This window comes from Abiotrophia defectiva ATCC 49176, from assembly GCF_000160075.2.
GTDB lineage: Bacteria > Bacillota > Bacilli > Lactobacillales > Aerococcaceae > Abiotrophia > Abiotrophia defectiva.
The window spans coordinates 1,490,464-1,512,589 of sequence record NZ_KI535340.1 but is presented as its reverse complement, the minus strand read 5'-3'; the positions used below and the strand labels follow the sequence as shown (position 1 = coordinate 1,512,589).

Annotated in this window: 38 protein-coding genes; all 38 read right to left on the bottom strand. The window is 43.6% G+C overall.

The window, feature by feature from the left end; translation table 11 throughout:
• Positions 1–11: 11 nt before the first annotated feature.
• Positions 12–452: a hypothetical protein gene (locus tag GCWU000182_RS07075; RefSeq protein WP_023392132.1), complete on the bottom strand. Its 441-nt coding sequence runs from the start codon at positions 450–452 to the stop codon at positions 12–14.
• On the bottom strand, positions 453–800 hold the full coding sequence (locus tag GCWU000182_RS07070) for a hypothetical protein (protein ID WP_023392131.1): 348 nt from the start codon (positions 798–800) through the stop codon (positions 453–455).
• Positions 787–1,161 (bottom strand): hypothetical protein, encoded by a 375-nt coding sequence (locus GCWU000182_RS07065; RefSeq protein ID WP_023392130.1) that lies wholly within the window; start codon positions 1,159–1,161, stop codon positions 787–789. Before GCWU000182_RS07065 ends, GCWU000182_RS07070 begins: the two co-directional genes overlap by 14 nt.
• 4 nt (positions 1,162–1,165) lie before the next feature.
• Positions 1,166–1,426: a head-tail connector protein gene (locus GCWU000182_RS07060; protein ID WP_023392129.1), complete on the bottom strand. Its 261-nt coding sequence runs from the start codon at positions 1,424–1,426 to the stop codon at positions 1,166–1,168.
• 61 nt (positions 1,427–1,487) lie between these two features.
• Positions 1,488–2,645 carry a phage major capsid protein gene (locus tag GCWU000182_RS07055; RefSeq protein ID WP_023392128.1) on the bottom strand — a complete coding sequence of 386 codons (1,158 nt, stop codon included), beginning with the start codon at positions 2,643–2,645 and terminating at the stop codon, positions 1,488–1,490.
• Positions 2,646–2,649: 4 nt separating this feature from the next.
• Positions 2,650–3,402 carry a head maturation protease, ClpP-related gene (locus tag GCWU000182_RS07050; protein WP_023392127.1) on the bottom strand — a complete coding sequence of 251 codons (753 nt, stop codon included), beginning with the start codon at positions 3,400–3,402 and terminating at the stop codon, positions 2,650–2,652.
• Positions 3,403–3,441: 39 nt separating this feature from the next.
• Positions 3,442–4,593, bottom strand: a complete 1,152-nt coding sequence (locus GCWU000182_RS07045; RefSeq protein ID WP_023392126.1) for a phage portal protein — start codon at positions 4,591–4,593, stop codon at positions 3,442–3,444.
• 42 nt (positions 4,594–4,635) lie between these two features.
• Positions 4,636–6,195, bottom strand: a complete 1,560-nt coding sequence (locus GCWU000182_RS07040) for a terminase TerL endonuclease subunit (protein WP_169727605.1) — start codon at positions 6,193–6,195, stop codon at positions 4,636–4,638.
• A 93-nt stretch (positions 6,196–6,288) separates the two neighbouring features.
• Positions 6,289–6,603 (bottom strand): P27 family phage terminase small subunit, encoded by a 315-nt coding sequence (locus tag GCWU000182_RS07035; RefSeq protein WP_023392124.1) that lies wholly within the window; start codon positions 6,601–6,603, stop codon positions 6,289–6,291.
• A 137-nt stretch (positions 6,604–6,740) separates the two neighbouring features.
• Positions 6,741–7,022, bottom strand: a complete 282-nt coding sequence (locus tag GCWU000182_RS07030) for an HNH endonuclease (protein WP_035364698.1) — start codon at positions 7,020–7,022, stop codon at positions 6,741–6,743.
• 177 nt (positions 7,023–7,199) lie between these two features.
• On the bottom strand, positions 7,200–7,661 hold the full coding sequence (locus GCWU000182_RS07025) for a sigma factor-like helix-turn-helix DNA-binding protein (RefSeq protein ID WP_023392122.1): 462 nt from the start codon (positions 7,659–7,661) through the stop codon (positions 7,200–7,202).
• A gap of 24 nt (positions 7,662–7,685) precedes the next feature.
• Positions 7,686–7,862, bottom strand: coding sequence for a hypothetical protein (locus GCWU000182_RS10215; protein WP_023392121.1), 177 nt, complete (start codon positions 7,860–7,862; stop codon positions 7,686–7,688).
• A 195-nt stretch (positions 7,863–8,057) separates the two neighbouring features.
• Positions 8,058–8,342 carry a DUF3310 domain-containing protein gene (locus tag GCWU000182_RS07015; RefSeq protein WP_023392119.1) on the bottom strand — a complete coding sequence of 95 codons (285 nt, stop codon included), beginning with the start codon at positions 8,340–8,342 and terminating at the stop codon, positions 8,058–8,060.
• Positions 8,343–8,344: 2 nt separating this feature from the next.
• Positions 8,345–8,593, bottom strand: a complete 249-nt coding sequence (locus GCWU000182_RS07010; protein ID WP_023392118.1) for a glutaredoxin family protein — start codon at positions 8,591–8,593, stop codon at positions 8,345–8,347.
• Positions 8,594–8,699: 106 nt separating this feature from the next.
• Complete coding sequence (locus GCWU000182_RS07005) at positions 8,700–8,918, bottom strand: pyrophosphohydrolase domain-containing protein (RefSeq protein ID WP_023392117.1); 219 nt, start codon at positions 8,916–8,918, stop codon at positions 8,700–8,702.
• Positions 8,919–9,005: 87 nt separating this feature from the next.
• Positions 9,006–9,239 (bottom strand): hypothetical protein, encoded by a 234-nt coding sequence (locus GCWU000182_RS07000; protein WP_023392116.1) that lies wholly within the window; start codon positions 9,237–9,239, stop codon positions 9,006–9,008.
• A complete protein-coding gene (locus tag GCWU000182_RS06995) occupies positions 9,233–9,457 on the bottom strand; it encodes a hypothetical protein (protein WP_023392115.1) in 225 nt (74 codons plus the stop codon). The genes GCWU000182_RS07000 and GCWU000182_RS06995 overlap by 7 nt, the downstream gene beginning before the upstream one ends.
• The gene (locus GCWU000182_RS06990; RefSeq protein WP_023392114.1) at positions 9,454–9,795 is read right to left on the bottom strand and encodes a hypothetical protein; all 342 of its coding nucleotides are present in this window, start codon (positions 9,793–9,795) and stop codon (positions 9,454–9,456) included. Before GCWU000182_RS06990 ends, GCWU000182_RS06995 begins: the two co-directional genes overlap by 4 nt.
• Positions 9,795–10,220 (bottom strand): hypothetical protein, encoded by a 426-nt coding sequence (locus tag GCWU000182_RS06985; RefSeq protein ID WP_211234433.1) that lies wholly within the window; start codon positions 10,218–10,220, stop codon positions 9,795–9,797. Before GCWU000182_RS06985 ends, GCWU000182_RS06990 begins: the two co-directional genes overlap by 1 nt.
• Positions 10,217–10,699, bottom strand: a complete 483-nt coding sequence (locus GCWU000182_RS09675) for a YopX family protein (protein ID WP_023392112.1) — start codon at positions 10,697–10,699, stop codon at positions 10,217–10,219. Before GCWU000182_RS09675 ends, GCWU000182_RS06985 begins: the two co-directional genes overlap by 4 nt.
• A 188-nt stretch (positions 10,700–10,887) precedes the next feature.
• Positions 10,888–11,232, bottom strand: coding sequence for a hypothetical protein (locus GCWU000182_RS06970; RefSeq protein ID WP_023392110.1), 345 nt, complete (start codon positions 11,230–11,232; stop codon positions 10,888–10,890).
• Between the two features lie 135 nt (positions 11,233–11,367).
• Positions 11,368–11,541, bottom strand: coding sequence for a hypothetical protein (locus tag GCWU000182_RS10210; RefSeq protein WP_023392108.1), 174 nt, complete (start codon positions 11,539–11,541; stop codon positions 11,368–11,370).
• A complete protein-coding gene (locus GCWU000182_RS06965) occupies positions 11,522–11,776 on the bottom strand; it encodes a hypothetical protein (RefSeq protein ID WP_023392107.1) in 255 nt (84 codons plus the stop codon). The genes GCWU000182_RS10210 and GCWU000182_RS06965 overlap by 20 nt, the downstream gene beginning before the upstream one ends.
• Positions 11,769–12,209, bottom strand: coding sequence for a hypothetical protein (locus tag GCWU000182_RS06960; RefSeq protein WP_023392106.1), 441 nt, complete (start codon positions 12,207–12,209; stop codon positions 11,769–11,771). The genes GCWU000182_RS06965 and GCWU000182_RS06960 overlap by 8 nt, the downstream gene beginning before the upstream one ends.
• A gap of 429 nt (positions 12,210–12,638) precedes the next feature.
• Positions 12,639–14,750: a DNA primase family protein gene (locus tag GCWU000182_RS09670; protein ID WP_023392105.1), complete on the bottom strand. Its 2,112-nt coding sequence runs from the start codon at positions 14,748–14,750 to the stop codon at positions 12,639–12,641.
• A 25-nt stretch (positions 14,751–14,775) separates the two neighbouring features.
• The gene (locus tag GCWU000182_RS06950) at positions 14,776–15,249 is read right to left on the bottom strand and encodes a DUF669 domain-containing protein (RefSeq protein ID WP_084796489.1); all 474 of its coding nucleotides are present in this window, start codon (positions 15,247–15,249) and stop codon (positions 14,776–14,778) included.
• A gap of 25 nt (positions 15,250–15,274) precedes the next feature.
• Positions 15,275–16,189, bottom strand: a complete 915-nt coding sequence (locus tag GCWU000182_RS06945; protein ID WP_023392103.1) for an AAA family ATPase — start codon at positions 16,187–16,189, stop codon at positions 15,275–15,277.
• 19 nt (positions 16,190–16,208) lie between these two features.
• Positions 16,209–16,406 carry a hypothetical protein gene (locus tag GCWU000182_RS06940; protein WP_023392102.1) on the bottom strand — a complete coding sequence of 66 codons (198 nt, stop codon included), beginning with the start codon at positions 16,404–16,406 and terminating at the stop codon, positions 16,209–16,211.
• A gap of 3 nt (positions 16,407–16,409) precedes the next feature.
• Positions 16,410–17,321 carry a lambda-exonuclease family protein gene (locus GCWU000182_RS06935; protein WP_023392101.1) on the bottom strand — a complete coding sequence of 304 codons (912 nt, stop codon included), beginning with the start codon at positions 17,319–17,321 and terminating at the stop codon, positions 16,410–16,412.
• 3 nt (positions 17,322–17,324) lie between these two features.
• Positions 17,325–18,524, bottom strand: a complete 1,200-nt coding sequence (locus GCWU000182_RS06930) for a helicase-related protein (protein WP_035364687.1) — start codon at positions 18,522–18,524, stop codon at positions 17,325–17,327.
• The gene (locus tag GCWU000182_RS06925) at positions 18,514–18,804 is read right to left on the bottom strand and encodes a VRR-NUC domain-containing protein (RefSeq protein ID WP_023392099.1); all 291 of its coding nucleotides are present in this window, start codon (positions 18,802–18,804) and stop codon (positions 18,514–18,516) included. The genes GCWU000182_RS06930 and GCWU000182_RS06925 overlap by 11 nt, the downstream gene beginning before the upstream one ends.
• Positions 18,804–18,989: a hypothetical protein gene (locus GCWU000182_RS06920; RefSeq protein ID WP_023392098.1), complete on the bottom strand. Its 186-nt coding sequence runs from the start codon at positions 18,987–18,989 to the stop codon at positions 18,804–18,806. The genes GCWU000182_RS06925 and GCWU000182_RS06920 overlap by 1 nt, the downstream gene beginning before the upstream one ends.
• Positions 18,990–19,042: 53 nt before the next feature.
• Positions 19,043–19,288 carry a hypothetical protein gene (locus GCWU000182_RS06915; protein WP_023392097.1) on the bottom strand — a complete coding sequence of 82 codons (246 nt, stop codon included), beginning with the start codon at positions 19,286–19,288 and terminating at the stop codon, positions 19,043–19,045.
• A 211-nt stretch (positions 19,289–19,499) separates the two neighbouring features.
• On the bottom strand, positions 19,500–19,712 hold the full coding sequence (locus tag GCWU000182_RS06905) for a helix-turn-helix domain-containing protein (RefSeq protein ID WP_023392095.1): 213 nt from the start codon (positions 19,710–19,712) through the stop codon (positions 19,500–19,502).
• A 188-nt stretch (positions 19,713–19,900) separates the two neighbouring features.
• Positions 19,901–20,206 (bottom strand): hypothetical protein, encoded by a 306-nt coding sequence (locus tag GCWU000182_RS06895; RefSeq protein ID WP_023392093.1) that lies wholly within the window; start codon positions 20,204–20,206, stop codon positions 19,901–19,903.
• 10 nt (positions 20,207–20,216) lie between these two features.
• The gene (locus GCWU000182_RS06890; protein WP_023392092.1) at positions 20,217–20,408 is read right to left on the bottom strand and encodes a helix-turn-helix domain-containing protein; all 192 of its coding nucleotides are present in this window, start codon (positions 20,406–20,408) and stop codon (positions 20,217–20,219) included.
• A gap of 19 nt (positions 20,409–20,427) precedes the next feature.
• The gene (locus tag GCWU000182_RS06885) at positions 20,428–20,850 is read right to left on the bottom strand and encodes a restriction endonuclease subunit S (RefSeq protein WP_023392091.1); all 423 of its coding nucleotides are present in this window, start codon (positions 20,848–20,850) and stop codon (positions 20,428–20,430) included.
• Positions 20,850–22,124 (bottom strand): N-6 DNA methylase, encoded by a 1,275-nt coding sequence (locus tag GCWU000182_RS06880; RefSeq protein ID WP_023392090.1) that lies wholly within the window; start codon positions 22,122–22,124, stop codon positions 20,850–20,852. Before GCWU000182_RS06880 ends, GCWU000182_RS06885 begins: the two co-directional genes overlap by 1 nt.
• Positions 22,125–22,126 lie beyond the last annotated feature (2 nt).

The following is a 22,126-nucleotide window of genomic DNA, read 5'->3' as shown; positions in this document are numbered from 1 at the left end:
ATTAGTTGATTTTATTCACCGGCTAAATACCGTTGAATCTCTGCATAATACTTGCCCTCAAGTTGGTCCCATGCGGGCCTTAAATGAGGTGTAGGTGCTACATAAGTGGCGCGTGACCCTCGGTAAGACCGTTGTCTCTTGCCCTTGCTATCTCGCTTTATACGCTGCTTACCATGACGGTTGTCCAAAGCGTGAAAGCCAATCTCGTGAAAGTACAAGTGGAAGTTTGGCCGGTTGGCCCAACCCACATCGTACCCACTTCCTTTGTCTTCTTTCTCAATACCACCAACCCCCGCACCAGTCTTAAACAGACCGCGCGAGGTGGCGATAGATTGAGCCTTGGTTACAACCTGGTCAGCATATTCACCGACTTTTTGTTTGACTGTTCTCCCGCGCCTGGTGTATTTCTCAACATCACTAAGCGCAAGGTCAAACCCAAAACTATGAGACATCTACCACACCTCTATCATGTAACGATAGACTGTCTCCTCTGCTGAAGAATCAGTGTAGGGTGCTTCTTGCCACTGAGTGGCCCTCAGATGCTCTGTACGGAGTTTTGAACGTACAGTCGATAAAATACCTTCACCCTGTACATCAAGGGCTTGTAGGCTGTATAAATCGAGTTGGTAGCGTGCTCTTGTATTATGCTCTTCATTACTGAGGTAAATTGCGTTCGATTCTAACAGTTGATACCGAACATAAGGCAGTTCTATATCATCTTGATAATCTAGTGCATAGACTACTGACAGACCCTCAATGTCTTTTAGAGCATCAAAGATGCGTTCCTTAGTTGTTGTCATGTCTTGCACCTACCTTCCGTTCCTTCGTCCTTGGCAGCACCAAGGATAGTTCGGTCCTGTCGCGACGCTCTGAATAGTTGCACGAAAAGATTTCGTAGTCTATTCCACCAATCGTCGCAATCATGCTTGAGTCAATCTGTTGCTTACCATCTACCGCAATCTTTTTCGTTTCCTTTGTTCCTAACGATGCCATAGCGACCACTTCCTCAGACCGCATCCAGATATCCTTGAACCAATACTTGCGCCAGACTTTCTTTGTTGCCTGGCCACCAATCGGTGTGCCAAATTTATCCTTATTAGGCTCTTTAGTACTGAAGGTCACCACACCATCGTTGTAAACCTGGTGTATTGGTGATTGCATTTCTTTACTCCTTTGTCGCTAGCGTGAAACCATACTGGCTTAAGTCGCTTGCGAATAGTGTGTAGAACAACTCAGTCTTGCCATGGTAGATGAACCGGACTTGTTCAAAGACTAAGTCACGACCAACTGGATCAGTTAAATCAAAATCGCCACACCAGTGTTTTACTTTGGCGTGGGCGATTTCAATTAAACTCTTTAAGTTGTCATCGTCATCATCATGTAAGATGTGAAGTCTACGTTTTAGCTCCTGAAGATAAGTCTCCATTCACTATCACCCTCCCGGTACTGGAGAAGGTGAAGCCGGTGCCCCAGGTCCTGCCGGGGCATTAGCTGGGAATCTTGATGTCGTAAACGTGCGCTGCGTCTGCGTTAGTTGGTCGGCCATGACCTAACAACTTAGTAACGTAGACTGTAGCGTCTTCCATGATGAAGCGGTCTTCTGATTTGCGGATGCTGTCTTTCATCGCAACATCAGCGTTGTACTCACCTTCAACATACGCAATCAACTTACCTTTTGGTACGAAGATTGATTCGATGATGTGATCAGCAGGGATGAATGGTAAGTTCGTTACGTAAGCCCCATTGACATTTTGAACAGTAGCGCGTGCCACGATGTCGTAGTAGTCGGAAGGGTTCACGATTAAATGAACTTTACCGTCCACTTTCCGGACTTCATCAGAACCGGTAGTGTCATCTGAACCAATGTAACGTTTGTAAGTTGACAAACCTTTCATCAATGCAGCGAACTCTTTGATGATAGTTGCAGGGTCTTTGAAGGTTAAGTCACCTTTCTTCTCTTTGGCAGGGAACACACCGCCAGTATCGCCAGAAGTTTTACGCATCAAACCAAGTGGTTTGTCTTTACCGTCACCGTCGATAATTGCTTCTTCCCAAGCTTCAGAGATAGCTTCAGACAAGCAGAGACGAACGTAACGGTCAATCCATCGAGCACCAAGTTCTAAGGTGTCGTTAGAGATAAGCATGAAAGCAGTCAACTTAAGTTGAGTGATTTCTTCTGCACCGAAGTCAGCATCTAATTGCCCTTCGATATCCTTGTGGAGCTTGCCCCAAACTGCTTTACCTTTGCGACGAGAACGGATGATTTTCTCTTTCGCCACACCTAAGCCAAAGTTGATTAACTTAAGTAATGGGTGTTCTTTTTGTAAGTCATCAAACACACGCTCGATGATTGTTTCAGGCAAGATAGTGTTTGAATTGAAGCCACCGCTCTTAGAAGCTTCGTTATAGAACTTAGTTTCTTCAGCGGTCAACACATGGATACCACGAGCTGCTAAGATAGCTTCGTCTTGTACGTGGCCAAGCTCAGCATACTCTGCTTTCACTTGTTTTGCGCTGCTCTCAGCGATTGAGAACATGTTCTCCACGATTGCGTCCACTTGGTTTTCTAAAGTAGCATCAGAGTCTTTCAATGATGCGCGTAACTTATCCTTGATTTGTTCAGGTGTTAAATTAAATTTTTCCATAAAGTTATAGTCCTCCTCTAAGTTTAGACATTAAGTTTCGAGGTTTTGCGACAGGTTCCTCATCCTGTTTGTTTTGGATGACATTTTTAATCATCTTTTCCAGATCATCTAAGCGACCAGAAATCAATTTGGCGTCAACGTTGATATTGATAGAATTTTCTACTTTCTCTTCTTCCGTTTCGCTCTCTTGTTCCTCTTTCGACTTGGCTTTCACTTCATCGGCAAAGCCTTTGTCGACAGCTTCTTCCGCAGTTAACCACGTTTCTGCATTCAACAAGTCTTTGATTTCATCAGTGTCAATGCCAGTGCGCTCTGCATAGATTGCAACTAAAGAAGCATCAATCGTTTCCAGGGCGTTCAGCACCTTCTGAATGTCGGTCTTGTTACCGAAAGCAAAACTAGATGCTTCATGAATCATGAGTGTTGTACCAGTGTTCATGATGATTTTGTCCGCCCCCATGGCAATGATGGAAGCAGCGGAAGCAGCCACACCAGTAATCTCAACTGTGACGCTTTGATTGTGGTTCTTGAGATAGTTGTAAATCTCAATCCCCTCAAACACATCTCCACCTGGAGAGTTAAGCTTGATTAAGATTGGCTTATCTACACCTTCCAAAGAGTCACGTACTAGCTTTGCACTGACAGCATCATCATCTGTCCAGTATCTCTTCCGTACGGCCCCACTCAAAGTCAGGATATGTCCTGTTTCGGTTGCTTCATTCTTGAACTCAAACGGTACGTTTTTAAGTTTTGACATCCTCTTCCTCCTTTCCTAAGACCACAAAAATAGCCCTAGCTAACCGTTAATCGGTGCGCCAGTGCTTTCATCAAGTGGTGCAATATTCTTCGTCAGATATCGACGAGTTGTGACAATTGTGTTCTCTCGTGGCTTGCCTTGAATCTCCAAGGCATCATCGATAGTCCACACTCCAGACCCTATCATCTTCTCTACGTGAGACGCCATTTGAAGTTCAGAACTGTAAAGGACCTCTATCAAGTTGACCTTCACACCTTTGCCCTTGCTCAAGTCTGACTCAGTAAAGAATTTTGCGTTAATCTCAGTCGCAATCAAAGTCATCAAAGGTTTGATACACCAACGAACCATGTTCTCGCTATGCTGACTGACATCCGCCAGGTCACCACTAAACATTGGCGTTGGCACTTGCAGTGCCTTGGCCACTTGAGCGATGTACATGTTCTCAATGACTCCGACCTCTTCAACGTTCCGCCCAAGGTGGTTTTGAGATTTTTCTTCAATATCGTAGTCATCCCCTTGTCGAGGAACCACAGCAACTGAAGATTGTTCCAACTCTCGTTTCATCCCTGCTAAGAACTTTGTAAAGACATCAACGTTTTTCTTCGCATCATCATTCAGGTTTGATTTTGATTTCATACCCTTGAAATTAGCGTAGACCCGAATCTGCTGCTCTCTCATGTGGACCTCAATCATACGTTGGAATAACTTAGCGTATGACTCATCTAGGTTTTTGAGATACTGATTCAGCTTATCGTTGTGATACTTGAAGTGGAAGACCTCAGAAGAAGTGAACTCTTTGGTCAGGCTCAACTGCCCTACAGACACTTGCTTGTAGGTTCTTTCTTTGGTCACAGAACCATCTGCTACCCACCCGTCAGCAATGAATAAGTCGTTGCCTAGCTTAACCACCAAACACTCTCCGTCGCAAAGCAGCCGCTTAATCAACTCTGCTCTGAACTCTTGTGCGTTTTGGTTTGGGTTAGGTTTTACATTCAGCTTTCGGTTTAAGGTTTCATCCTTCGACCTAAACTGTACAAGTGAACTCATCGTGATGATCTTGCCGATAACAATGTCAACAGCCGATTGCTTCAAGTGAGTTGTCTTGTATACAGACTTAAGCTCGTCCCAGTCCAAGATATCAAAGTCTTGATTGCGTCTAAGAATCCAATCTAATAGCCCAATAATTGTCACCCCTTTTCCGCCCCTTTTTACGACTTATGACAGGTCAAAAATTTATCCACTATAAAAATCAGAGAACAGGAACTCTTGTGGTTGCTGATACTCTGTGATGTTTTCGTTGAACACATACAAAGCATGTATGAACGCCATGAACCCGTCAGTCTTACGCTTGATAGGTTCTTTCTTTTCGTATCGTGGGTTACCGTCTTTATCACGCTTAACCACAACATTGAACGTGTACCAACGCATCATTGTTGGGTCACCAAAGATAATTTGCTCATTGGCGAATAGCGACTCTAGCAATGTGCCTATCATCGCTTGTACACCAGGCGAGCGTCTGATGACCTCAACCTCAAACCCTCTATCTTCTAACACAGGACGCAGGACACTAGCCCTGTAACTATCAATAACGATAGTGTCAAAGTCGAATAGAGAAGATTGTTCATCGAACCAGTCAGCAACAATCGTCTCTGTGATGAGTGGCCCATCTACAATGGTCAGCAGTCCTTGCTTCTCCCATTCATCAATTGGTGCAGCCAAGGCTTCACTGTCCAAGAACTCTTTAAGCACGAAGGTATGAGTGTACCAGTTGTAGTTCTCGTCATCATCCAAGTAAAGTAAGCCAACGGCCGTAAAGTCCTTAACACTGGATAAGTCGACACTACCAATACACTTGTGCCCTTCGTGTGATCCGTAAGGACGCGCTGCCTTGATAATCTCTTCTTGCGTGGCCACGTTACTAGACTGCTTGATGCCTAGCACGTTCATCTTCTTAGTTAGCCATCTAGCCTTGTCACCAATACCAAGCTTGAGTTTCTGCCATTGACGCTGTGTCTTAGTAAACAGTGTCTTTGCATAATCACTCATATTACCATGGAACATCGGATTAGCTTTCTGCCACATGTTCTCGTCTTCGACTTCATCAGGAGAATCGAGCGTACACACGAAAGGAAACATGTGGTCTATCAATTCTTCCGACTCTACAATGTCTCTGGCTCGTGAGCACATGTCATCATAGACAGAGTCACGAACAAAACCATTAGTACCAATGTAGAAGGTTCTTGAGTTCTTACGCTTACCAAGACCAGAAGTCTGAACATCAATCACGCTATAATCTTCAAACTGGTGGATCTCGTCAAAGAACAAGCAACCGTCTCGGAACGAGTCTTGAGTGGCAGCGTTGTTGGCCCGATAGACGAACTCACTTTGAGTGTCCAAGCCAATAATCTTAGAAGTACCATTCTTGAAGTAACCACTGTCCGTAAGGTCAGGGTTGCGCTTCAGCATGTTGTGCACTTCTTTGAAGGATGTCATGGCTTGGTTCTCACTGTTGGCAGTGATAGCCACGTTGTACTCTTGGATGCCATGCAGTGGGCTAATGAAGTAGTTGGCCATTACACTGATGAACCCGTTCTTACCATTACCACGAGCCATGGTAATGAAGAACTCATCGAAAACGACTTCCCCGTCAGCATAGAAGAGGAAGACATTGGCAATGAGATATTTTTGGAATAGGTCAAGTTTGAAGAAATACTTCTCTGCGAACTTGATGCAGTTCTCTATCTGCTCCTCATCGTAGTAAGCACCCTTTAACTTAAGTACGACCTCTTCCATCCATCGGACTTCCAAGAGTCGATGTTCGTTTACGACATATCGGCAGGACTCTATTTCTCTAATATACGCATCAACATATTGCTGACGAAGCATCTAGACCAGCCCCTGTCGCGCCTTAGGTTTTGCCTTTGCGGTTGCCTCCGCACGCTTACCTAATTCTTTCTCCATTTTTGCAATTTCCTTTTCCAGGTCACGCAATTCTTTCAAGAGAGGGTTAGGTTTGTTGAATGTTTGGCTACCATTCTTGACCACAATTTGAACACCTTGCTTGTTGATTTCTGTTTGAAGCGAACGTTGGTTCTTGATAAACAAAGAATAGCGTTGTACCAACAATTGTGCCTGGATATCGTTAGCATCAAACTGGTCTAACCAATATTTCTCTATCTTAGTACGAGGAATAGCATTCACGCGTCTTCCCTCCCTTCTTTTGTAAAAATGAGTTAATTTTTGCCGGAGTCGACTGGACGCCCGCTGAAAGAGCTTTCTAAAAATTCAAAAATCTTTTGAGGGGGTCAAAAATTAAATTTTCATTAGATTTTCACAACTTACCACCACTCGTCACTGTACTGGGATACCAGTCCATGCACCTTGTTATGACAGTTTTTACACAGAGTCACCAGGTTGTCCGCATCGAGTCGAAGCAATGGATAGTACTCTAGTGGTTTGATGTGATGAACCATTAGGTTATCAAGTGTGAGTCTACCCTCACGCTTGCACAGCTGACACTCGTGATGGTCACGCTTAAGGACTGAGTGCTTCAGCTTCCTCCATTCGCTTGACCAATAGAACTGGTTGCGCTTTGTCCGACTGTTGAACTCTGTCTCCATGTCTTGCTTGCGTGCTAGATGAATTAGCTGATCTAAGTCATGTCCCATAACCTCACCACCTAAAGTAAAAAGCCACTAGCATAGGCCAGTAGCTTCTTGTGTAATCTTTTGACATTACCATCATACCTCATAAGATTCAATGGAACCATGCACTGAAATAGTGCAACTTTTGTGCAACTACTCTATTGAGGTATCCTTGTAGATGGTTTCTAGCTCATTGTGGTACTTATGGATGTTAGCCATGTATTCAGATATAAAACAAACATTTTTGCGTATCTCTGCATGTCTCTTCTGTATGTGTGACTCGGAGTAGCCTAGTGTCTCAGCGATAGCTTCCAATGATAGTCCCTCGATATACTTGAGCCGCACAATCTGTTGGTCAACGCCCTTGAACGTTTGAATCAGTGAGTTGAGTTCGTCCTGTTCAGCATAAAGAGTGTCGAGCTCTTTTGCTAAAAGGATAATGTTATTTTCCAAATTCGCAGAAAGTGAGCCCTGGGTCAATCGTACATTTTGCAAATCCCCCTCGACCCATCTAGCCAATTCAGCTTTTGACTTGGCCAGGTTCCACTTGAGATAAGTGATACGTTCCTCACGCTCTATGTAATCTCTTAACCATTCGAACTTAATGCTACTCACCTTCTTTCTTCTAGTGTGCTAAAGTCATCGATGCTCAAGAGCCTCGATTCGTTGTTTGTTGCTATCGATGATTTGTTGTTGGAGTTTATCAAGCTCCAATAGGTCGTCTCCTAATTTTCCTATCCACTCAATCAAGTAATCAACTACTATCCACAACCTCACGATAGCAATCGTTTGGATAATTACGATGATCCAAATCATTCACTTTCCTCCTCACTGACTGTCTGACAAATCAACTCAGCGCACAGGTCAAACTTCCTAGCCTCACGAATAAGCTGATTGTATCGTGGCACGTTGGTATACATGTGCGAGATAGCTAACTTGCGGTACTGAGTGGCTTTGGTCTTGAGAAAGGCGCGCTGCTCTTCTCTGACTCTTAACTCTAACTCGGAAGGCTTAGACATTTGCTTCACGCTCCTCGTACTCACGTAGGCGTTTAATACAATAAGACGCTTTGTCCAGGTCCTCTGTTCCGTTCTTGTCTTGGTAACGGTGGAGATACTTGGCGATATGAGACTTCATAATCGCTCGGAACTCGTTAAACGGATAGGTTAGATACCAAGTTTCAAACAAGTCTGTCTTGCCTTGGCGGTAGTGGTTAGGTTGGACAGGGTCAGTATCGGGTGTGTCGTCACTCGTATAAACTAACTCACCGCCCAAATAAATCTCCTTCTTCTTCATCCTCACTCACCATCCCACATCGCTAGCCGAACTAACGCAGGCACGCTATGTCCGGACCAAGCAGATTCGAAGTCATTGATAGATACCACAGGTAACTGTTGGTAGCCATGCTCTTGAATCGAATTCAAAGCAGCAGCATCCACTGTCACATCGATGTAGTTGAACTGGATGTCTTTTGCTTTGAGGTAAGCTTTCGTTAACTCGCAATGCGGACAATTTGGCTTACCATAGACTGTAATATTCTTTTCCATAATTTACACCTCTCAAAAACTCAAATAATTCAATTCTAAGGCGTTTTAAGCCAAAGGCAAGTATTTATATTACTTCAATCTTAAAACTCCTAGATTCTAGCAAATTTTAGTTATCCTTGACGAATACACCGTTGACTACCTTACCTGTACGTTCCTTGATTTCATTGTAGGCTGATTCCAGACATTGCTCTAATGTCAGACCACGTTGTAAGCAGTAGCCGATTAGCACGACGGTAATATCACCAATCGCATCCACCTCAGCACCGAAGTCGTTGACGATGCGAGCTTCAGCCAGCTCGTAAACCTCTTCATGCAGTTTCTGCAACTGACCTAAGCCATCACCAAAAGGCTAGGTTGCGGTCTTGGAACCAGTCGTTAACCAATGGTACTAGTTCATCTAATGTTTTGTTGTTCATTGTTGATTGTCTCCTTGTTCTGATTTATTTTCGAGGGCTTCCACACGTTCCAGAAGCTCAATCATACCTTCCGCCAGGTCAGTACTTGTCTGACCTAAGATAGCAATGCTACGTTCAATCTTATCTCGGTCTTGCTTGCGTCTGATCACATGGCACACGATACGGTCTAAGCCGACCGCAGCCAATAGAATGAGTGCCACGATTGTGGCGATTAAAAATACATCTAACATGTTTCGTCCCCTAACTCCAATTCAATGATTTTTGCCATTGTTTCTTTTCTCGCCTTCCGCTTGTAGTAAGGATAGAAATAGCCATGATGATACTTGAAGTTATTATTCATTAAATGAGAATTGGCTTCACTCTTAGTCTTAAATGCTTGACCGTCTACAGATGGCATATCTGCACCTGTTTCGTAACGATCACTGTACAAAATGGTATATAGTTTCATCGCTTGTTCTCCTCATACATTTTGGCAACGAAAGCAGGTAAATTAAAACCTGTCTCGCTCTCGATAAGGGCTATCATATCCTCAGCAGTAGCATGCTTGGATGTGATGTGGCCCACTTGGACAGTTATGTCCCTCATCGTGTTCTCTAACCTTTGCCGGCCGAAACCGTACTTATCACGAAGCACCATCATCGTGGCTCCTAGGTAGTTGTACAAGGCTTGTTCCATACGGTCAGCACAATACTGATGGATGAATTCGCCATGCTTTCTTAATACTTGATTCTGGTAATCATAAGCAGGTGTTTTCTTGATGAGTTGTTTGATGCGTTTTTTATTCATCAGAACGGCACCTCGCTTGTCTCAACTTTCCACTTCAAATCATCAATGCGTCGGTTGAGCATTTTATTTTCACTTTTCAATTGCCATAGTTCATCTTTCATCTCGGACCTTTGATAGCGCAGGCTATTTACCTGTAATTTGAGTTCCTCATTTTCAGCCAATATTTTTTCTGGATCTAGCACTGGCTTAAATTCTGGAAAGCCGGCAACCGGTCTTAATTCCTTGCCATCTTCCACCAATTCAAAACGCCCATCCATAAACTGGTCTAATGGCCTGGTCCAAACATTATCGGTTAATGGGACTTTCTCAACATAAACGACAACTTTCCGAAAGGTGTCCTCTTCTAAGGCTATTCCTACAGGCATTACCACCTTGCCGGAATTAACGTGTCTGTAGTGTTTTCCTGGTTGTAATTCGTTCATCACTCTTTAACCTCCAATAGGTCTTTGTTCTGGTAGACATTACCAACAATTTTGAAGTTTGTAGGGTTAGATAGAAACTCATTCAAATCAATATATTCGGCATATATACAGGCGAGTAATTCGGATGCGCTATCTTCTGATAAATCTCCACCATACTTGTAATCTTCCAGAATCATCTCCAGACCTTCTTTGATTTTAACAACAGCTAAATTCTTTATATCGCATTCTCCGCCGGTAACTTCATTAGTTTCACCGTATGACTCATCTTCATAACAAATGGTGTCATCAAATTCGATAATATCCCCGTCAAAGAGTTCTTGACCGTCGCAGTCTTTCAATCCTGTACTCTGCATCAATTCGATTCCGTCTCTTACCATGCAGCTATTAAAGTCTGCCATATTCAAGAACACCTGTCCGTTATATACAATAACTCTGGACTTATACATTTTTCCTTTGTACCACGCTCTGAATTTTGGTATCATCGCTTCTCCAACCCCTCAATCTTTTGTTCCAAATAAGCAATGCGACGCTTCAGGCTATCCCTCTCTCTCAGTAGTTGATTTACCTGTAAGATTTCCAATGCCATCAGTTCATTCATATACTTCATACAGGATTTCAATCTATCATTTTCGGCTAGTAGTTCTTCGTATGTTTTCATTACTCATCGCCCTCACTTAACCATTTTCAGCAGCGTCATCACCGCGTCGTATTCTGGTGCCATCACGCTAGTGATACCGCCATACAGGTAACATAATCCTAATATGATTGGTAGAATCAACAGAGCTAAAAACACACTCCATTCATAATACCCGTCATCATCATCTTTCATCTTCGACCAGATGGCGATAGCAACGATAGCAGAAAACACGAGCAATATGACACCCAATACGATTGTTGCCACACCATTAACGAACTTCCCTCGCACCATAATCTGAAATGCCTGGCTAGCAATATCCGGAACACCTTCCATGCCTTTTGTTAGTAGGTCTAAAATTTTACTTACTTGTGTGTCCATTACTATTCACCTTCCTCAGATAATCCATAAGTAGCTTAATTGTCTTCGTTTGCTTATCAATCGTCTCGTCTTTAACATCAATGAGCAACTCCAGGAATTCGACTTTCTTTTTCAGTTCTTCAATTTCTTCATTCATCACTCTTCACTCTCCCAACCTTCACCAACCGTCACCTTAGTCTCCTGCTCACTAAGAGTAACAATTCTTTGGTCCGCCATTATTCTCATCTGAAAATTTATTTGCTGCGTTCCGATGGCAGTCATTGTGAGCATCCCTGCATTGTCTGGTAATTCAATGATTACTTTTTTCATTCTCTCGTCCCTTTCCTAAAATTGCGTCAATGCTGTTTGTTACACCTTCAATGGCTTTTTCCATATCTTTTCCAATTGCTCGCCAATCTTCAGCTGTTGGTTTAGCGTTTCGTCTGCGCCACTCTTCAGTCACTCTCTCTCGCTCTTCCAGGTGTTCCTTGTACAAGATAACCCCTAAGCCTATCCACGAGCCTAGAGCGATCAGTAACGCAACTACCAAAATTAACTCACTCATTATTCTCACCTCTTAAAATTCTAGATCTCATCCGGCTATAGTCTCGTTTGCTATTCAGGACCAAACCGAACTTTTCTTTCAACCTATCTGCCACATCCGTAGCAACGACCGTTTTATCTTTTACCATGGTTGGATACCAGGTTCTCGACAGACCTGTCAGTTTTGCAAACTCAGCATAAGAGAGTTTGTGCTTGCGTAAAAACTTGTTGATAGCATCGATGTTTTCTTTCACCAACTTCAGCCGCATCTCTCGCACCTGCTCTTTAATTTTCGGAGAACTTTCTCCCCTGGTCTCTTTACCCCAGAAGTATCTACCTAGTTGCTTGAGTTCTTTCTCCTCTTCGTCTGTTATCTCAATGGCTCGACCTTGGCTATCTGTTTTTGACAGCGCCAAAACTCGCTCCCAACCATCTGGCCAATCTCGTGAGTTCATATCATTCACCTCTTCAATCAGTCGCAAACTTTGCGCATCTTTGAGCAGCCCATAGATTTCTTGGGGCTAGCCCATAGATGAAATTGCCATCTATGGGCTGAAAGAATTGCGTCATATCAACGTTTATCCCACTTTCAGCCCATAAGTCCCAAACTTTTGGCCATTTTTCCTATTTCTCTATAAATTCATAATAATAATTAATAATTATGTATTATTATTATTTTTTTCTCTAAAAGATAGAAAAAAATATAGGACTTATGGGCTGACATGGGCTGACGCTTACTCTCCCAAGGGTTTAGACCAGCCCATAAGTTGAAATTCATCTATGGGCTATCTATGGGCTGATTCTCAGAAACCGCGTCATATCAACGATATTTCAGCCCATAGAAAGGATGTTCGCCTTTTTACCTACTTAGGGGCTGTTTTAGGTCAAGCATCTACCTTCTCATACAGGAACATTTTGACGCCTGCTCTCCTGGTCTCTCTCGTCTCATAGCCTTTTGCTTTTAGCCGCTTACCAAAAGCAATCGCCTTATGAGGAGTCTGGCCAATCTCAGCACAGTACTGGACATAATCGGAGTAGACCATCTTGCGGTCCATGTTCGGGTCAATGCCCTTATTGTTGATATAACTGAGGACAGTGTCACTGTCTTCCATGTAACTTTCTAATTCGTGTTTCAATGTTTCAGACTCAGACAACTTCCCACCGTTTCTCCGTATCCTCTCCAAACCTTGGAGGGCGAGGTTTAAGATATAGGACTTTGCCTGATCAGATGACAGCTTCTTATCAATCTCAAAGTCAGCTGTCTTAACTACGTTATCGCAGGGAAGAATAACTAAGCGTCGTTCTATCCCACCTGTTTTATCCTTGAAGACTGGCATGTCGTTGGCAGTGAAGATGAGCGTTGCTCTGTTCTTCAGTGTGAATGGCTCTTTGTATATTGGACGAAGGGCCACCTTGTTACCAGATGCCAGGGTCTTGAAGATTTGAGACTTCTCCATGTAGCTAGCGTCGATATCGTCACCGATGTTTACTAACTTCCCCTCTAAACTAGCCACTGAAGTGTGGTCTTTGAAGTTCTCCAAGTTGATATTGCTGCCTAGCTCGCCTACAAAGTTGTTCAGCATCTCTAGGAAGGTGGACTTACCGTTACCACCCTTTTCCCCTACCAGGAAGAAGACCTTATGAGGAAAACCTTGAAGCATGATGATATGACCCAGTAACTCTTCAATGATGAGTCGCAAGTCCTGTCTGTCCTTGACTAAGAAGTTAAGGAAGTCATCAACTGTTTGGTCGTAGGCTTTTGGATCATAGGCCACATCCAATAGATAAGGTGTGAAGTCCTCAACCGCTCCCTCTTTGACCTTGCCACCTTCAATGCGGTAGTCGTTCTTAAGTTGGATGTTGAGAATCTCCTCTTCAATCAGAGGGGCCTTTTTAATTAGCTGATGCAACAACTCAGTGTCAGCTGAGCGTTTGAGGTTGACCTCTTGGTCCACCAGGCGAAGCAGTTTATTATCACTACTTGACCACGACACGCCTGTTCTAAAGAACAAGGCCTGATTATAGTAGACCACTTGATAGCGTTCGATAAACTCATTGGCATACTCGAAGACATCAAAATCACTCTTGCCTTTGCCACCTGCTCCGAACTTCTGACGGAAGGTGTAGTTGGTATAGATATCTTCAGGTCGCTTACCTAGGAACTCGTTAAGCTTGAGTTCATTCTCTGCTTCCCAGATGTGCTTATCCATGGCCAAGAGTTTGACATACTCTCTTGCTGACTCTTCATCAATCTCACCGACCAGGGCTGCCTTCGCAATCACTGTGATTGCTGAGAGGGCGTTGCCATAGTCTTGCAGGTTGTCTTTTTCTCGTTCGATGTAGGCGCGTATCATCTGACTGCTTTGACGCTTGGTTAAAGGCTTGACGGTCTTAGGATAATGATGAGACTGTTGATGTGTGTGTGTGGTTGACTGTGTCACATCTTTTTTCTTCGGTATCGTCAAGGTGTTGTCAAAGTTAATCTCGATGTACTCCTCACCGCCATAAAAGAGACGGCTGCAATCTTTTGTCGATGGGTCCGCTTGAGGGAAGGCCTTCATGAGCCATTTATAAGCTTCAGTGACATCTTCGTGTTTGGTCAGTGGCTGATCTAGTAAGAACACCACTCTGAATTTCTCCCAGTCTTTTTGATACGAAAAAGTCTTGTAGATAAAGGCTGCATTAGCTTTGAACCAGTCATCTGCCAAGATATCAGCAATCGTGACATAGTCATCCCCTTTGGCTTTCTCGTCTCCTACCTTGTTGTCAAAGTCCAACATCAAGACTTGCTGAGAGATGAAGTTTGCTTTTTTACGTTCGCCATTCATCAACCCAAGGACAACTGTGTGTCCCTGGGCTAATTTTTCGGCTAATTCTTGCGCTGTGAGCTCTTCTGTGTGCGAGGTAATAGTTTTACTTAGGCTCGCCACTTGAACGCTATTTGGCTTGTATTCGTACGGGATAGGATGCAAATGCACCTTGTATTTAGTTGGCATATTTACATCTCCTTGTTAGTTAGTTTTAGAAAGCAGGCATATCGTCATAAGCTAAGAACTCATAGTTACGATAAGTCTTGCCTGATTTCTTCGAAGTTGTATCAGTGATACGGAGCACACATTGTTTACCAAGTGCTTCACCCACCGCTTGTCCTAATGTTAGTTGGTCTTCCCAATCATCGTCGGTAAGTTGTAAGCCGGTTGCGTAGATGAACTGGGTCATTGACCGGATGGCGTTGTTCAATAAGTTAGGCCATTTAGTATAAGTCTCATTGCCAGGGTCCACATTGATGTTGATTAACTCGATGCGGTCTGCGTGGTCACCGCCAACGATTTTAGCTTTGATTGCGATAGCGTCGTAGCCTGATTCATAGACTGTGTGACCAACTGCTTCGATGACCACATCGTACTCACCTGGAGGAATACTTTCTGCTTGAGATGGGTTAGTTTTTGGGTCGTAGTTAGCTGTAACTTGTTGCATAAGATTTCGTAATGACATAATTTAGTTCCTTCTTTCTATTTGGTTATTTAAGCTTTGGACGAGGACGGCTTGACTTGAGTCCTTGTGTTGGTTGTGCGGCAGGTGTTGGCTCTGGTTCTTTGGTTAAAGCTTCAGCTACTTGTTGAGCTACCTCTTCTTCCATTTCTTCAAATACATCTGCACCTTTGATAACTTCTTCTTGAGCTTCCTCAAGTTTCTTCACGATAGCATCTTGCTCTTTCTTGCTCGTTTGCCGGCTGCGTTCAAATGCCCCGGTCACTGTGTCTAAGATAGCTAAGATGTTTTCATCGTCAATTTGTTCGCGCACATAGTTCTTGCGTTTCATCTTGACTTGTCGGATGTAGTTCTTACCAATCTTCTTGCACTGGATCATGTAGTCACAGTTACCGTTGACAATGTTAACGTGCTTCTCTGGGAGCGATGGTTCTTCAATCGTCACGTTGTTTTCAATCTTGGTGCTGATTCGGCTCACGTACACGATGTTCATTGGCAAAGCTTTTAGCTCAATCACCAACTGTTGGAAGATGGACTTGAATGCTGCATAGCCTTTCCCGTAACCGATGTCTGCTAATGTCTCGACGCCCTCGCGGTCACATATAGTTGCTTCAATCATGACTACGATGTCGTCAATAACATCAAGGACTAAAGTCTCGAAAGTGTGCTTCTGAGTCTGCAAGGCAGTGATGATGTCGTCCAGTTGGTCGATGATTGAACGTTCAATCTTACCGTCTTTACCTCGGATATTCCGCAACTCAAGTGATGGGAACGGATTAGCCTTGGCGTTACCGTCTGTGTCTAGGAAGAGTGGGTTAGGAAACTCACCTGCCAGGTAAGACTTACCGTTCATGGTTTGCCCATAAAGGAAGAAGTTACGCGGTGTGTCTACTGTTGCTTGTTTCTTGTTTGGTGGTAATACCGTTGCTAAATTGACTGCCATCTTAGATCAGCTCCTCTTTTTATAGTTGTTCTTTTGAGGTGGTAAATTCTTCAGTGATAACTACCTCATAGTAAATTGAATCTTTTGAGGTCTTGCGTTGGATAGACTTTTTAACGATGCGCCCTTTTGTCTTTGACTCGGCTGCGATCACTGCGCCTTCTGCTTCATCCTCTGTTTTGGCATAGTACTTAGTGGTTGTCTGTAATTTCTTAATCATGGTTTATTCCTTACCTTTCTTTTCTGTGATTTTTACATAGCCTGATTTCTTAGTCTCAGTCTCAAACTCTTCGTAGATGTCTGGATATTTGATTTGGAGACCCTTTTTATCAAAGCCTTTTGATACGGTTGGCAGCACTCTTGTTACCTTCATGAGCGGAGTGTCCAGTTGTTTGATGTCGTATTCCGTCATCTTGTCATAGAGTTCTTTCTTGAGGTCAGCTTCGATAGCTTCCATCTCTTTGAGTTGTTTCTTAAAGGCCACAATGTCTGGAGCCACTCGGTTGAGTTTCATCAGTGTCTTATCGACATCCGTTCCTTTCGTCATAAACTCCGTCTCTGACATGTCATGCTGATCACGCAGGTACTCGCAACGGACCCAGAATGTTTCGATAGCATCTAAGATTTGCTTAATCTCTTCCTCGTCCCGTTCTACCTCGATGATTTGGAGACGCTCGACATCGAACTCGGTGTCAAAGTTCTCAGGCCGGTTATACATAGCCAACCAACCAACTTGGCAGCCTGTTTGCGCCATGTATAGTTGCATCTGCGCTCGGTAAACCTTAATATCAGGCTTCTTACCGTGCGTTTTGATTTCCAGAAGTATCTTGTGGTCTAGGTCGATACCGTCGACATTGGACCGGATACTCTTTTCTTCGTCGATGAAGGTATTCACGATGAAGTTCATCTGGTTCACCGCGTTGATATAATCTCTAATCTGTGGTTCCAACTGGTTACCGTATGCAGTGTACTCGTTGCCATGGAACTCACGCTCGATGATACCTAGCTTTTCTTTGGCCAATTCAAACTGGCTCTTGTACTTGTTGATGCCTAAAATCGTTGGAACATCCGAACCACCTACATATAAGTTGCGGTTCTGAGTTACGTTTAGGTCTTGCTTTTCTAGTCCAAACATTTTTTAACCTCCTAATTTTGTCATTGCGTATAACTGCGTGCTAAAATCTTTCTTATTGGCCAAGGCTTCCCAAACCTCTGACTCAATCGTATGCTGAGTCTCGAACTGGTAGACCGTTACTTTCTTTGTCTGACCGTTTCGGTAGGCTCGACCTAAGGACTGTTCGTAGTCCTGGTAGCTATAAGTTGGTGTGTAGAACACAACCTCTGATGCGTACTGGAGTTCAATACCTGAACTACCTGACTGATATTGAACCAGTGTTACGGATGATTTAAGGCTCTGCCAAATGTCTCTAGGTGGAAGGTGCGATGCCTTACCATTGACAACGTAGATTTGCTTACCTAGCTTGAGTGCTATCTCATGCAGTCGCTCGTATTCTTCTTTGTACTGGTAGAAGATAATCACATTGCGGTTGGTCCCTTGAAGCAGCATCTCGATGTAAGATAGCTTATCTTCTTGATTGGCCCAGTAACGCAACCCATGGATAAGTTTTGGGATGTTGTCAAAGGCTTCATCGTTGAGCACCCTTGTCTTGCGCAAGGTCTTGTACTCTTTAGACGGTTGGAAGGTCACACGACGCTCTACTAACGGTGGAAGATCTAGCGCATCATCTTTACTGATGCTGACGGTGAACCGGTTGAAGTATGATTTGAGTAAGGCTTCGTTTCGCCAAGCTACAATCTTCTTCACTACCTTCGGTCCGAAGTGTAAATCTTCGTAGACTGCATGTTGTCGGTTCATGTCCGTTTTGTTTCGGAAGTATCCGAACATGATGAAGTAGTTATAACTATCTTCCCAACCGTTTGAGAGTGGCGTAGCAGTTAGCAAGCAGAAATGTGTAGCTGCTTTAGCGAACTGTTGGCCAACCTTCCCTCGTTGTGAGGTGGGGTTCTTGATGTAGTGTGCTTCGTCAAAGATAACGAAGAATTGTTTGCTAGGCACTTTCTGCTTAGCTAAGACACCGTAGCTAATCACTCTGTGCGGTATCTTAATGTGATAGTGTTTTTCGATGAATTCAATATCTCGTTCCCAACCACCCTCTTTAACTTTCTGGGCCGGGGCGAAGATAATAAGCGGTTCACCTTTTGAAAACTTAAGGTAATGATGCAGGCTAGTGATGGTCTTACCGGTCCCTGTGTCCATAGCAAGTAAGTAATTAGGTTTTGCGCCTGCTAATACTTCTTTCTGAAACTCATACAAGATGCTCTCGCTCGAAGCGTTCCTGTACGACGAGTACATCGTTTGCGACAATGCCTATCCCTCCTGCCTGTTCTATTTGCTTGATTTTCAATTTCTGCAGATCACTGACTCGCCCGCCTTTTGGTTTCTTCACTTCGATACCGACGAAGACTCCTTTTACACAGGCCAAGATGTCAGGTGTGCCCGCAGGCATGAAAGCTGAGCCATGTATCTTAATGTGGTAGGCCCCGATATGATCTAGGTATTTTTTTATCTCATTCTCCACTTTCTTTTCGGGAAGCATCAGTCTTCCTCCACTACTTCGTGGTTTTCGATACCGTAAGCAACAAACATTTCAACAAGCTTGCTGATAGGCATCCCTGTTTCGGACTTGATGTCTTTAAGTTGTTCAATTAGGTCAACATCAATAAACACTGCGGATGTTGCCTTTGGTTCTTTTTCCTTTTTGATTTTGATTTTTCCACTCATTTGTGATACACTCCCTATGTGATATTATGTTCTGACCATGTTTTGCTTGCCGGCTACATGGTCTTTTTTAATTTGTCTGCGAAGTACAAGATGTCCTCAATATGACTCTTGTCTCGCGTCGCATCATAGAACCTTACTGACTTCATTAATTCCTCTAATGCGATTTGGTGTTGTTGCTCTCTGACACATACCAGGATGATGCCATCTTCGGTGAAGCGGTAGTCACTTGTTGTGTGTCCGTTAGGTATTTGCTTAAGAGCTCTCAGTTTTGCTGACTGGGACAAGTCCTCAAACAACATTCTGTTTCACCTCCAAGTCATACAAACCTGCAGCAACTATTGCGATGGCCCACCCGATGATAACGACTCCGTTCGCTAGACCGTCTCCACCAGGCTTGCAATCATTACACCACCAGGCCCATACCATAGTTAGTGCGCCTAGAATGAGAAGCGTCATAAGCATGTAGATGTGAATGTTCTTAAGACTTAGTTTCATTTTCCTCACCACCTTTCAAATACCTGCTAGGATATCCTGTACCGTCACACCCAATGCTCTAGCAAAGACTTTAAGTCCTTTTTGATTGAGCTTACGCTCACCTGACTCAATCTTAGCCACTGCATTGCGATGAATTCCGATGCGTTCTGCTAACCCTACTTTGCTGATACCTAGCTGTTCTCGTATATCTCGGATGTTGGAACCGACCGAGTGGTCATCCTTCAACATACTCAACACCTCCGTATTTCATGGTGATGTTTCCAATTGTTACGTTCGGGTTCAAGAACTTGGCTGCTGCTTCAAAGTAGGCATGCACGTTCTTAAGAGTTGTGTTCTCCTCAAACTGTGTGGCCACTCTCACGTGACTGCCGTCTTGGTAATGAATCACCGCTTCTATGTCGACCAATACAAAACCTTTATAAGCCATAAGTTATCCGTATCCTTTCTATTTCTGACAGGTCAAACTTAATTGACCGGCTACCCGCTTCGAGTAGCGATTGGTTCTCCCAAAAATGAGCCAGTGGGATGAAGGCGTATTGGAAGTCTTTTATCGACTTACCTAGCCAGCACTGTTTGAACCACTTGTAGTAGTGAGGGTGACTTTCTACGAACTCACGAAAGGCTCTTAGCTTTTTGCTAGGGTCCTTGTAGTTGAAGATTTCTTTTACTTGCTCTGGATAAACCCAGGCTTGAGAAACCTTTTTAGACTCAATGAGTTGCATGCTTACACCCCTATCTAATCTTGAAGTCAGAAATGATTTTTAGAATTAGCTTGTTGCCCTTTTCGCTCTCGATGTTTCCATTGAGGTAGTTGGACATCTCGCTTCGGTTGACACTGTATGCTGACGCTAGATCAGCAACCGACATTTTGTGCTCGTCCAGGAACTTGAGAATCTTCTCTCTCCCGCTATCTAAACTGCTCATTATAGGTTCCTCCTTTCTTTTAGATAAACATCTTATCTAACATATTTTTCTTGACGCCTTTCCACAGGTCTAGCTGTTTCTGCTCTGCCTGTATCCAGGCGTCATATTTAGTTAACTTGTCGGCTATCTTTTTTTGTTCCTCAAAGCTGTGGAGTGGTATGCTGAGAAATTTGAGATTCTCAAACTGTAGGTTGATTCCAGTTTGCCACTGTGCACAAAACTCTGGCATTTCCATTTGAATGACATTCCACAAGTAGTAAGGAACACAATCAATAGTCGGTTGCACTACCGCATACCGTGCGTCTACCTCGCCGTCTTCCATTTGAAGCAGGCACTGCCCACGAGACGCAGACAATTGAATTAAGATGACCCCGGCAGGGTATATCTTGCCCTTCTTTGCTCGTTCTATATGAGCGATGTCTGTTAACCGTTCTCTCTTCATCAAAACAACTCCATTTGCTTGTAAAATTCCTGACGGTTTTCAATTAGCTCTTCAAACTTCTCAACGCATTCTTTTTGCTGGTTCTGAGCCTCTGGTGTGGTCCCCACCAACTGCCGCATGAAATTTAATAACTCTAACTCGGTTGTTTGAATTTCACGTTCCGTTTGAATCAAACTGTCCAAGAGTTCTTGCATCGGAATAATTGGCTCTGGCTCGAATGTATCAACGTAACGAGGGATATTAAGGTTATAGTCATTGCTCTCAATTTCATGTGGTTTTGCTAAATTACTAAATTTATCAATGTTGCGTCTGAGTCGGTAAGCGGTGAGGATATTGTCGACGTGTTCGTCGCTTAAATTGTTCTGGGCCTTACCTTTGATAAACTCTTTGGATGCGTCGATGAAGTATACGTCTTCATCTTCCCTTTTTTTCTTAAGAATCAGAAGAGCAACTGGAATGCTTGTGTTAAGGAACAGATTATCAGGCAGTCCTATAACTGTTTCCAGTTGGCGTCGTCTAATAAGCTCAGTTCGTATTTCTCCTTCAGCAGCCCCGCGGAACAGCACACCGTGCGGTAAGATGGCCACTAATGTGCCAGTTTCCTTTAGAATTGCTAGTCCGTGTAAGATAAAGGCGTAGTCAGCTTTGGACTTAGGTGCGACACCGTAACCGGAGAAGCGAGGGTCGTTTATAAGACTCTTATCACCCGACCAGGTTAGCGAGTAAGGAGGATTCATAATGACCGCATCGAAGTCTGTTCGTCCAGTCCGTTCTGTGACCTTCTCAACAGTGCTAAATCTATCGCCTGGTATTAGTCGATAGATACCGAACACTTCTTGAGTTAGCGCGTCGCAGTGGACTATTTCTGCATTCATATTCCGGATGGCGATATTGAAAATTAAGATAGGAATTGCACGGCTAGCAAATTCTTCCATGTAGTAGAAGCATTCAGCTTCACGTTGCTCGTTCCATTTCTTGATTGTTAGACCGCCAGTACCTGCACATATGTCAGCAACCGATGTTGCTGGCCCGCTGATTGAGTTGACTAGGTGAGCCACCTCTTTAGGTGTGAAGTCCTGCTTTAACTTATCTCGGTCACCGTGTTCTTGTTGGAAGTAGTCAGTGAACCAGTCAAAGCTTAGGTCTTGCTCCAGTTCTAAAAACTGATTAAAGATGTTTTCTCTCTGATTGCTTAGCATTAAGTCAAGTAACTTACTAGGCAACTCGTAGTTCTCTGCTATACCGATTATTTTATTTACGTCCTCTGCTTTCATGA

Coding starts and splice junctions, on each gene's coding strand:
- GCWU000182_RS06905 (WP_023392095.1), bottom strand. CDS start 19,712: ATGTTGAAGGATGACCACTCGGTCGGTTCCAACATCCGAGATATACGA.
- GCWU000182_RS06940 (WP_023392102.1), bottom strand. CDS start 16,406: ATGATTAAGAAATTACAGACAACCACTAAGTACTATGCCAAAACAGAG.
- GCWU000182_RS07070 (WP_023392131.1), bottom strand. CDS start 800: ATGACAACAACTAAGGAACGCATCTTTGATGCTCTAAAAGACATTGAG.
- GCWU000182_RS06970 (WP_023392110.1), bottom strand. CDS start 11,232: ATGGACACACAAGTAAGTAAAATTTTAGACCTACTAACAAAAGGCATG.
- GCWU000182_RS06925 (WP_023392099.1), bottom strand. CDS start 18,804: ATGCTTCCCGAAAAGAAAGTGGAGAATGAGATAAAAAAATACCTAGAT.
- GCWU000182_RS06895 (WP_023392093.1), bottom strand. CDS start 20,206: ATGCAACTCATTGAGTCTAAAAAGGTTTCTCAAGCCTGGGTTTATCCA.
- GCWU000182_RS06880 (WP_023392090.1), bottom strand. CDS start 22,124: ATGAAAGCAGAGGACGTAAATAAAATAATCGGTATAGCAGAGAACTAC.
- GCWU000182_RS10215 (WP_023392121.1), bottom strand. CDS start 7,862: ATGATTTGGATCATCGTAATTATCCAAACGATTGCTATCGTGAGGTTG.
- GCWU000182_RS06890 (WP_023392092.1), bottom strand. CDS start 20,408: ATGAGCAGTTTAGATAGCGGGAGAGAGAAGATTCTCAAGTTCCTGGAC.
- GCWU000182_RS09670 (WP_023392105.1), bottom strand. CDS start 14,750: ATGCCAACTAAATACAAGGTGCATTTGCATCCTATCCCGTACGAATAC.
- GCWU000182_RS07060 (WP_023392129.1), bottom strand. CDS start 1,426: ATGGAGACTTATCTTCAGGAGCTAAAACGTAGACTTCACATCTTACAT.
- GCWU000182_RS06950 (WP_084796489.1), bottom strand. CDS start 15,249: ATGTCATTACGAAATCTTATGCAACAAGTTACAGCTAACTACGACCCA.
- GCWU000182_RS07040 (WP_169727605.1), bottom strand. CDS start 6,195: ATGGAAGAGGTCGTACTTAAGTTAAAGGGTGCTTACTACGATGAGGAG.
- GCWU000182_RS06995 (WP_023392115.1), bottom strand. CDS start 9,457: ATGAAACTATATACCATTTTGTACAGTGATCGTTACGAAACAGGTGCA.
- GCWU000182_RS06885 (WP_023392091.1), bottom strand. CDS start 20,850: ATGAAGAGAGAACGGTTAACAGACATCGCTCATATAGAACGAGCAAAG.
- GCWU000182_RS06965 (WP_023392107.1), bottom strand. CDS start 11,776: ATGAGTGAGTTAATTTTGGTAGTTGCGTTACTGATCGCTCTAGGCTCG.
- GCWU000182_RS07055 (WP_023392128.1), bottom strand. CDS start 2,645: ATGGAAAAATTTAATTTAACACCTGAACAAATCAAGGATAAGTTACGC.
- GCWU000182_RS07030 (WP_035364698.1), bottom strand. CDS start 7,022: ATGGAGACAGAGTTCAACAGTCGGACAAAGCGCAACCAGTTCTATTGG.
- GCWU000182_RS07015 (WP_023392119.1), bottom strand. CDS start 8,342: ATGAAGAAGAAGGAGATTTATTTGGGCGGTGAGTTAGTTTATACGAGT.
- GCWU000182_RS06915 (WP_023392097.1), bottom strand. CDS start 19,288: ATGTTGTTTGAGGACTTGTCCCAGTCAGCAAAACTGAGAGCTCTTAAG.
- GCWU000182_RS06945 (WP_023392103.1), bottom strand. CDS start 16,189: ATGGCAGTCAATTTAGCAACGGTATTACCACCAAACAAGAAACAAGCA.
- GCWU000182_RS07000 (WP_023392116.1), bottom strand. CDS start 9,239: ATGTTAGATGTATTTTTAATCGCCACAATCGTGGCACTCATTCTATTG.
- GCWU000182_RS09675 (WP_023392112.1), bottom strand. CDS start 10,699: ATGATACCAAAATTCAGAGCGTGGTACAAAGGAAAAATGTATAAGTCC.
- GCWU000182_RS06960 (WP_023392106.1), bottom strand. CDS start 12,209: ATGAACTCACGAGATTGGCCAGATGGTTGGGAGCGAGTTTTGGCGCTG.
- GCWU000182_RS07065 (WP_023392130.1), bottom strand. CDS start 1,161: ATGCAATCACCAATACACCAGGTTTACAACGATGGTGTGGTGACCTTC.
- GCWU000182_RS07075 (WP_023392132.1), bottom strand. CDS start 452: ATGTCTCATAGTTTTGGGTTTGACCTTGCGCTTAGTGATGTTGAGAAA.
- GCWU000182_RS07050 (WP_023392127.1), bottom strand. CDS start 3,402: ATGTCAAAACTTAAAAACGTACCGTTTGAGTTCAAGAATGAAGCAACC.
- GCWU000182_RS10210 (WP_023392108.1), bottom strand. CDS start 11,541: ATGAAAAAAGTAATCATTGAATTACCAGACAATGCAGGGATGCTCACA.
- GCWU000182_RS06935 (WP_023392101.1), bottom strand. CDS start 17,321: ATGTTTGGACTAGAAAAGCAAGACCTAAACGTAACTCAGAACCGCAAC.
- GCWU000182_RS06990 (WP_023392114.1), bottom strand. CDS start 9,795: ATGAATAAAAAACGCATCAAACAACTCATCAAGAAAACACCTGCTTAT.
- GCWU000182_RS06920 (WP_023392098.1), bottom strand. CDS start 18,989: ATGAGTGGAAAAATCAAAATCAAAAAGGAAAAAGAACCAAAGGCAACA.
- GCWU000182_RS07010 (WP_023392118.1), bottom strand. CDS start 8,593: ATGGAAAAGAATATTACAGTCTATGGTAAGCCAAATTGTCCGCATTGC.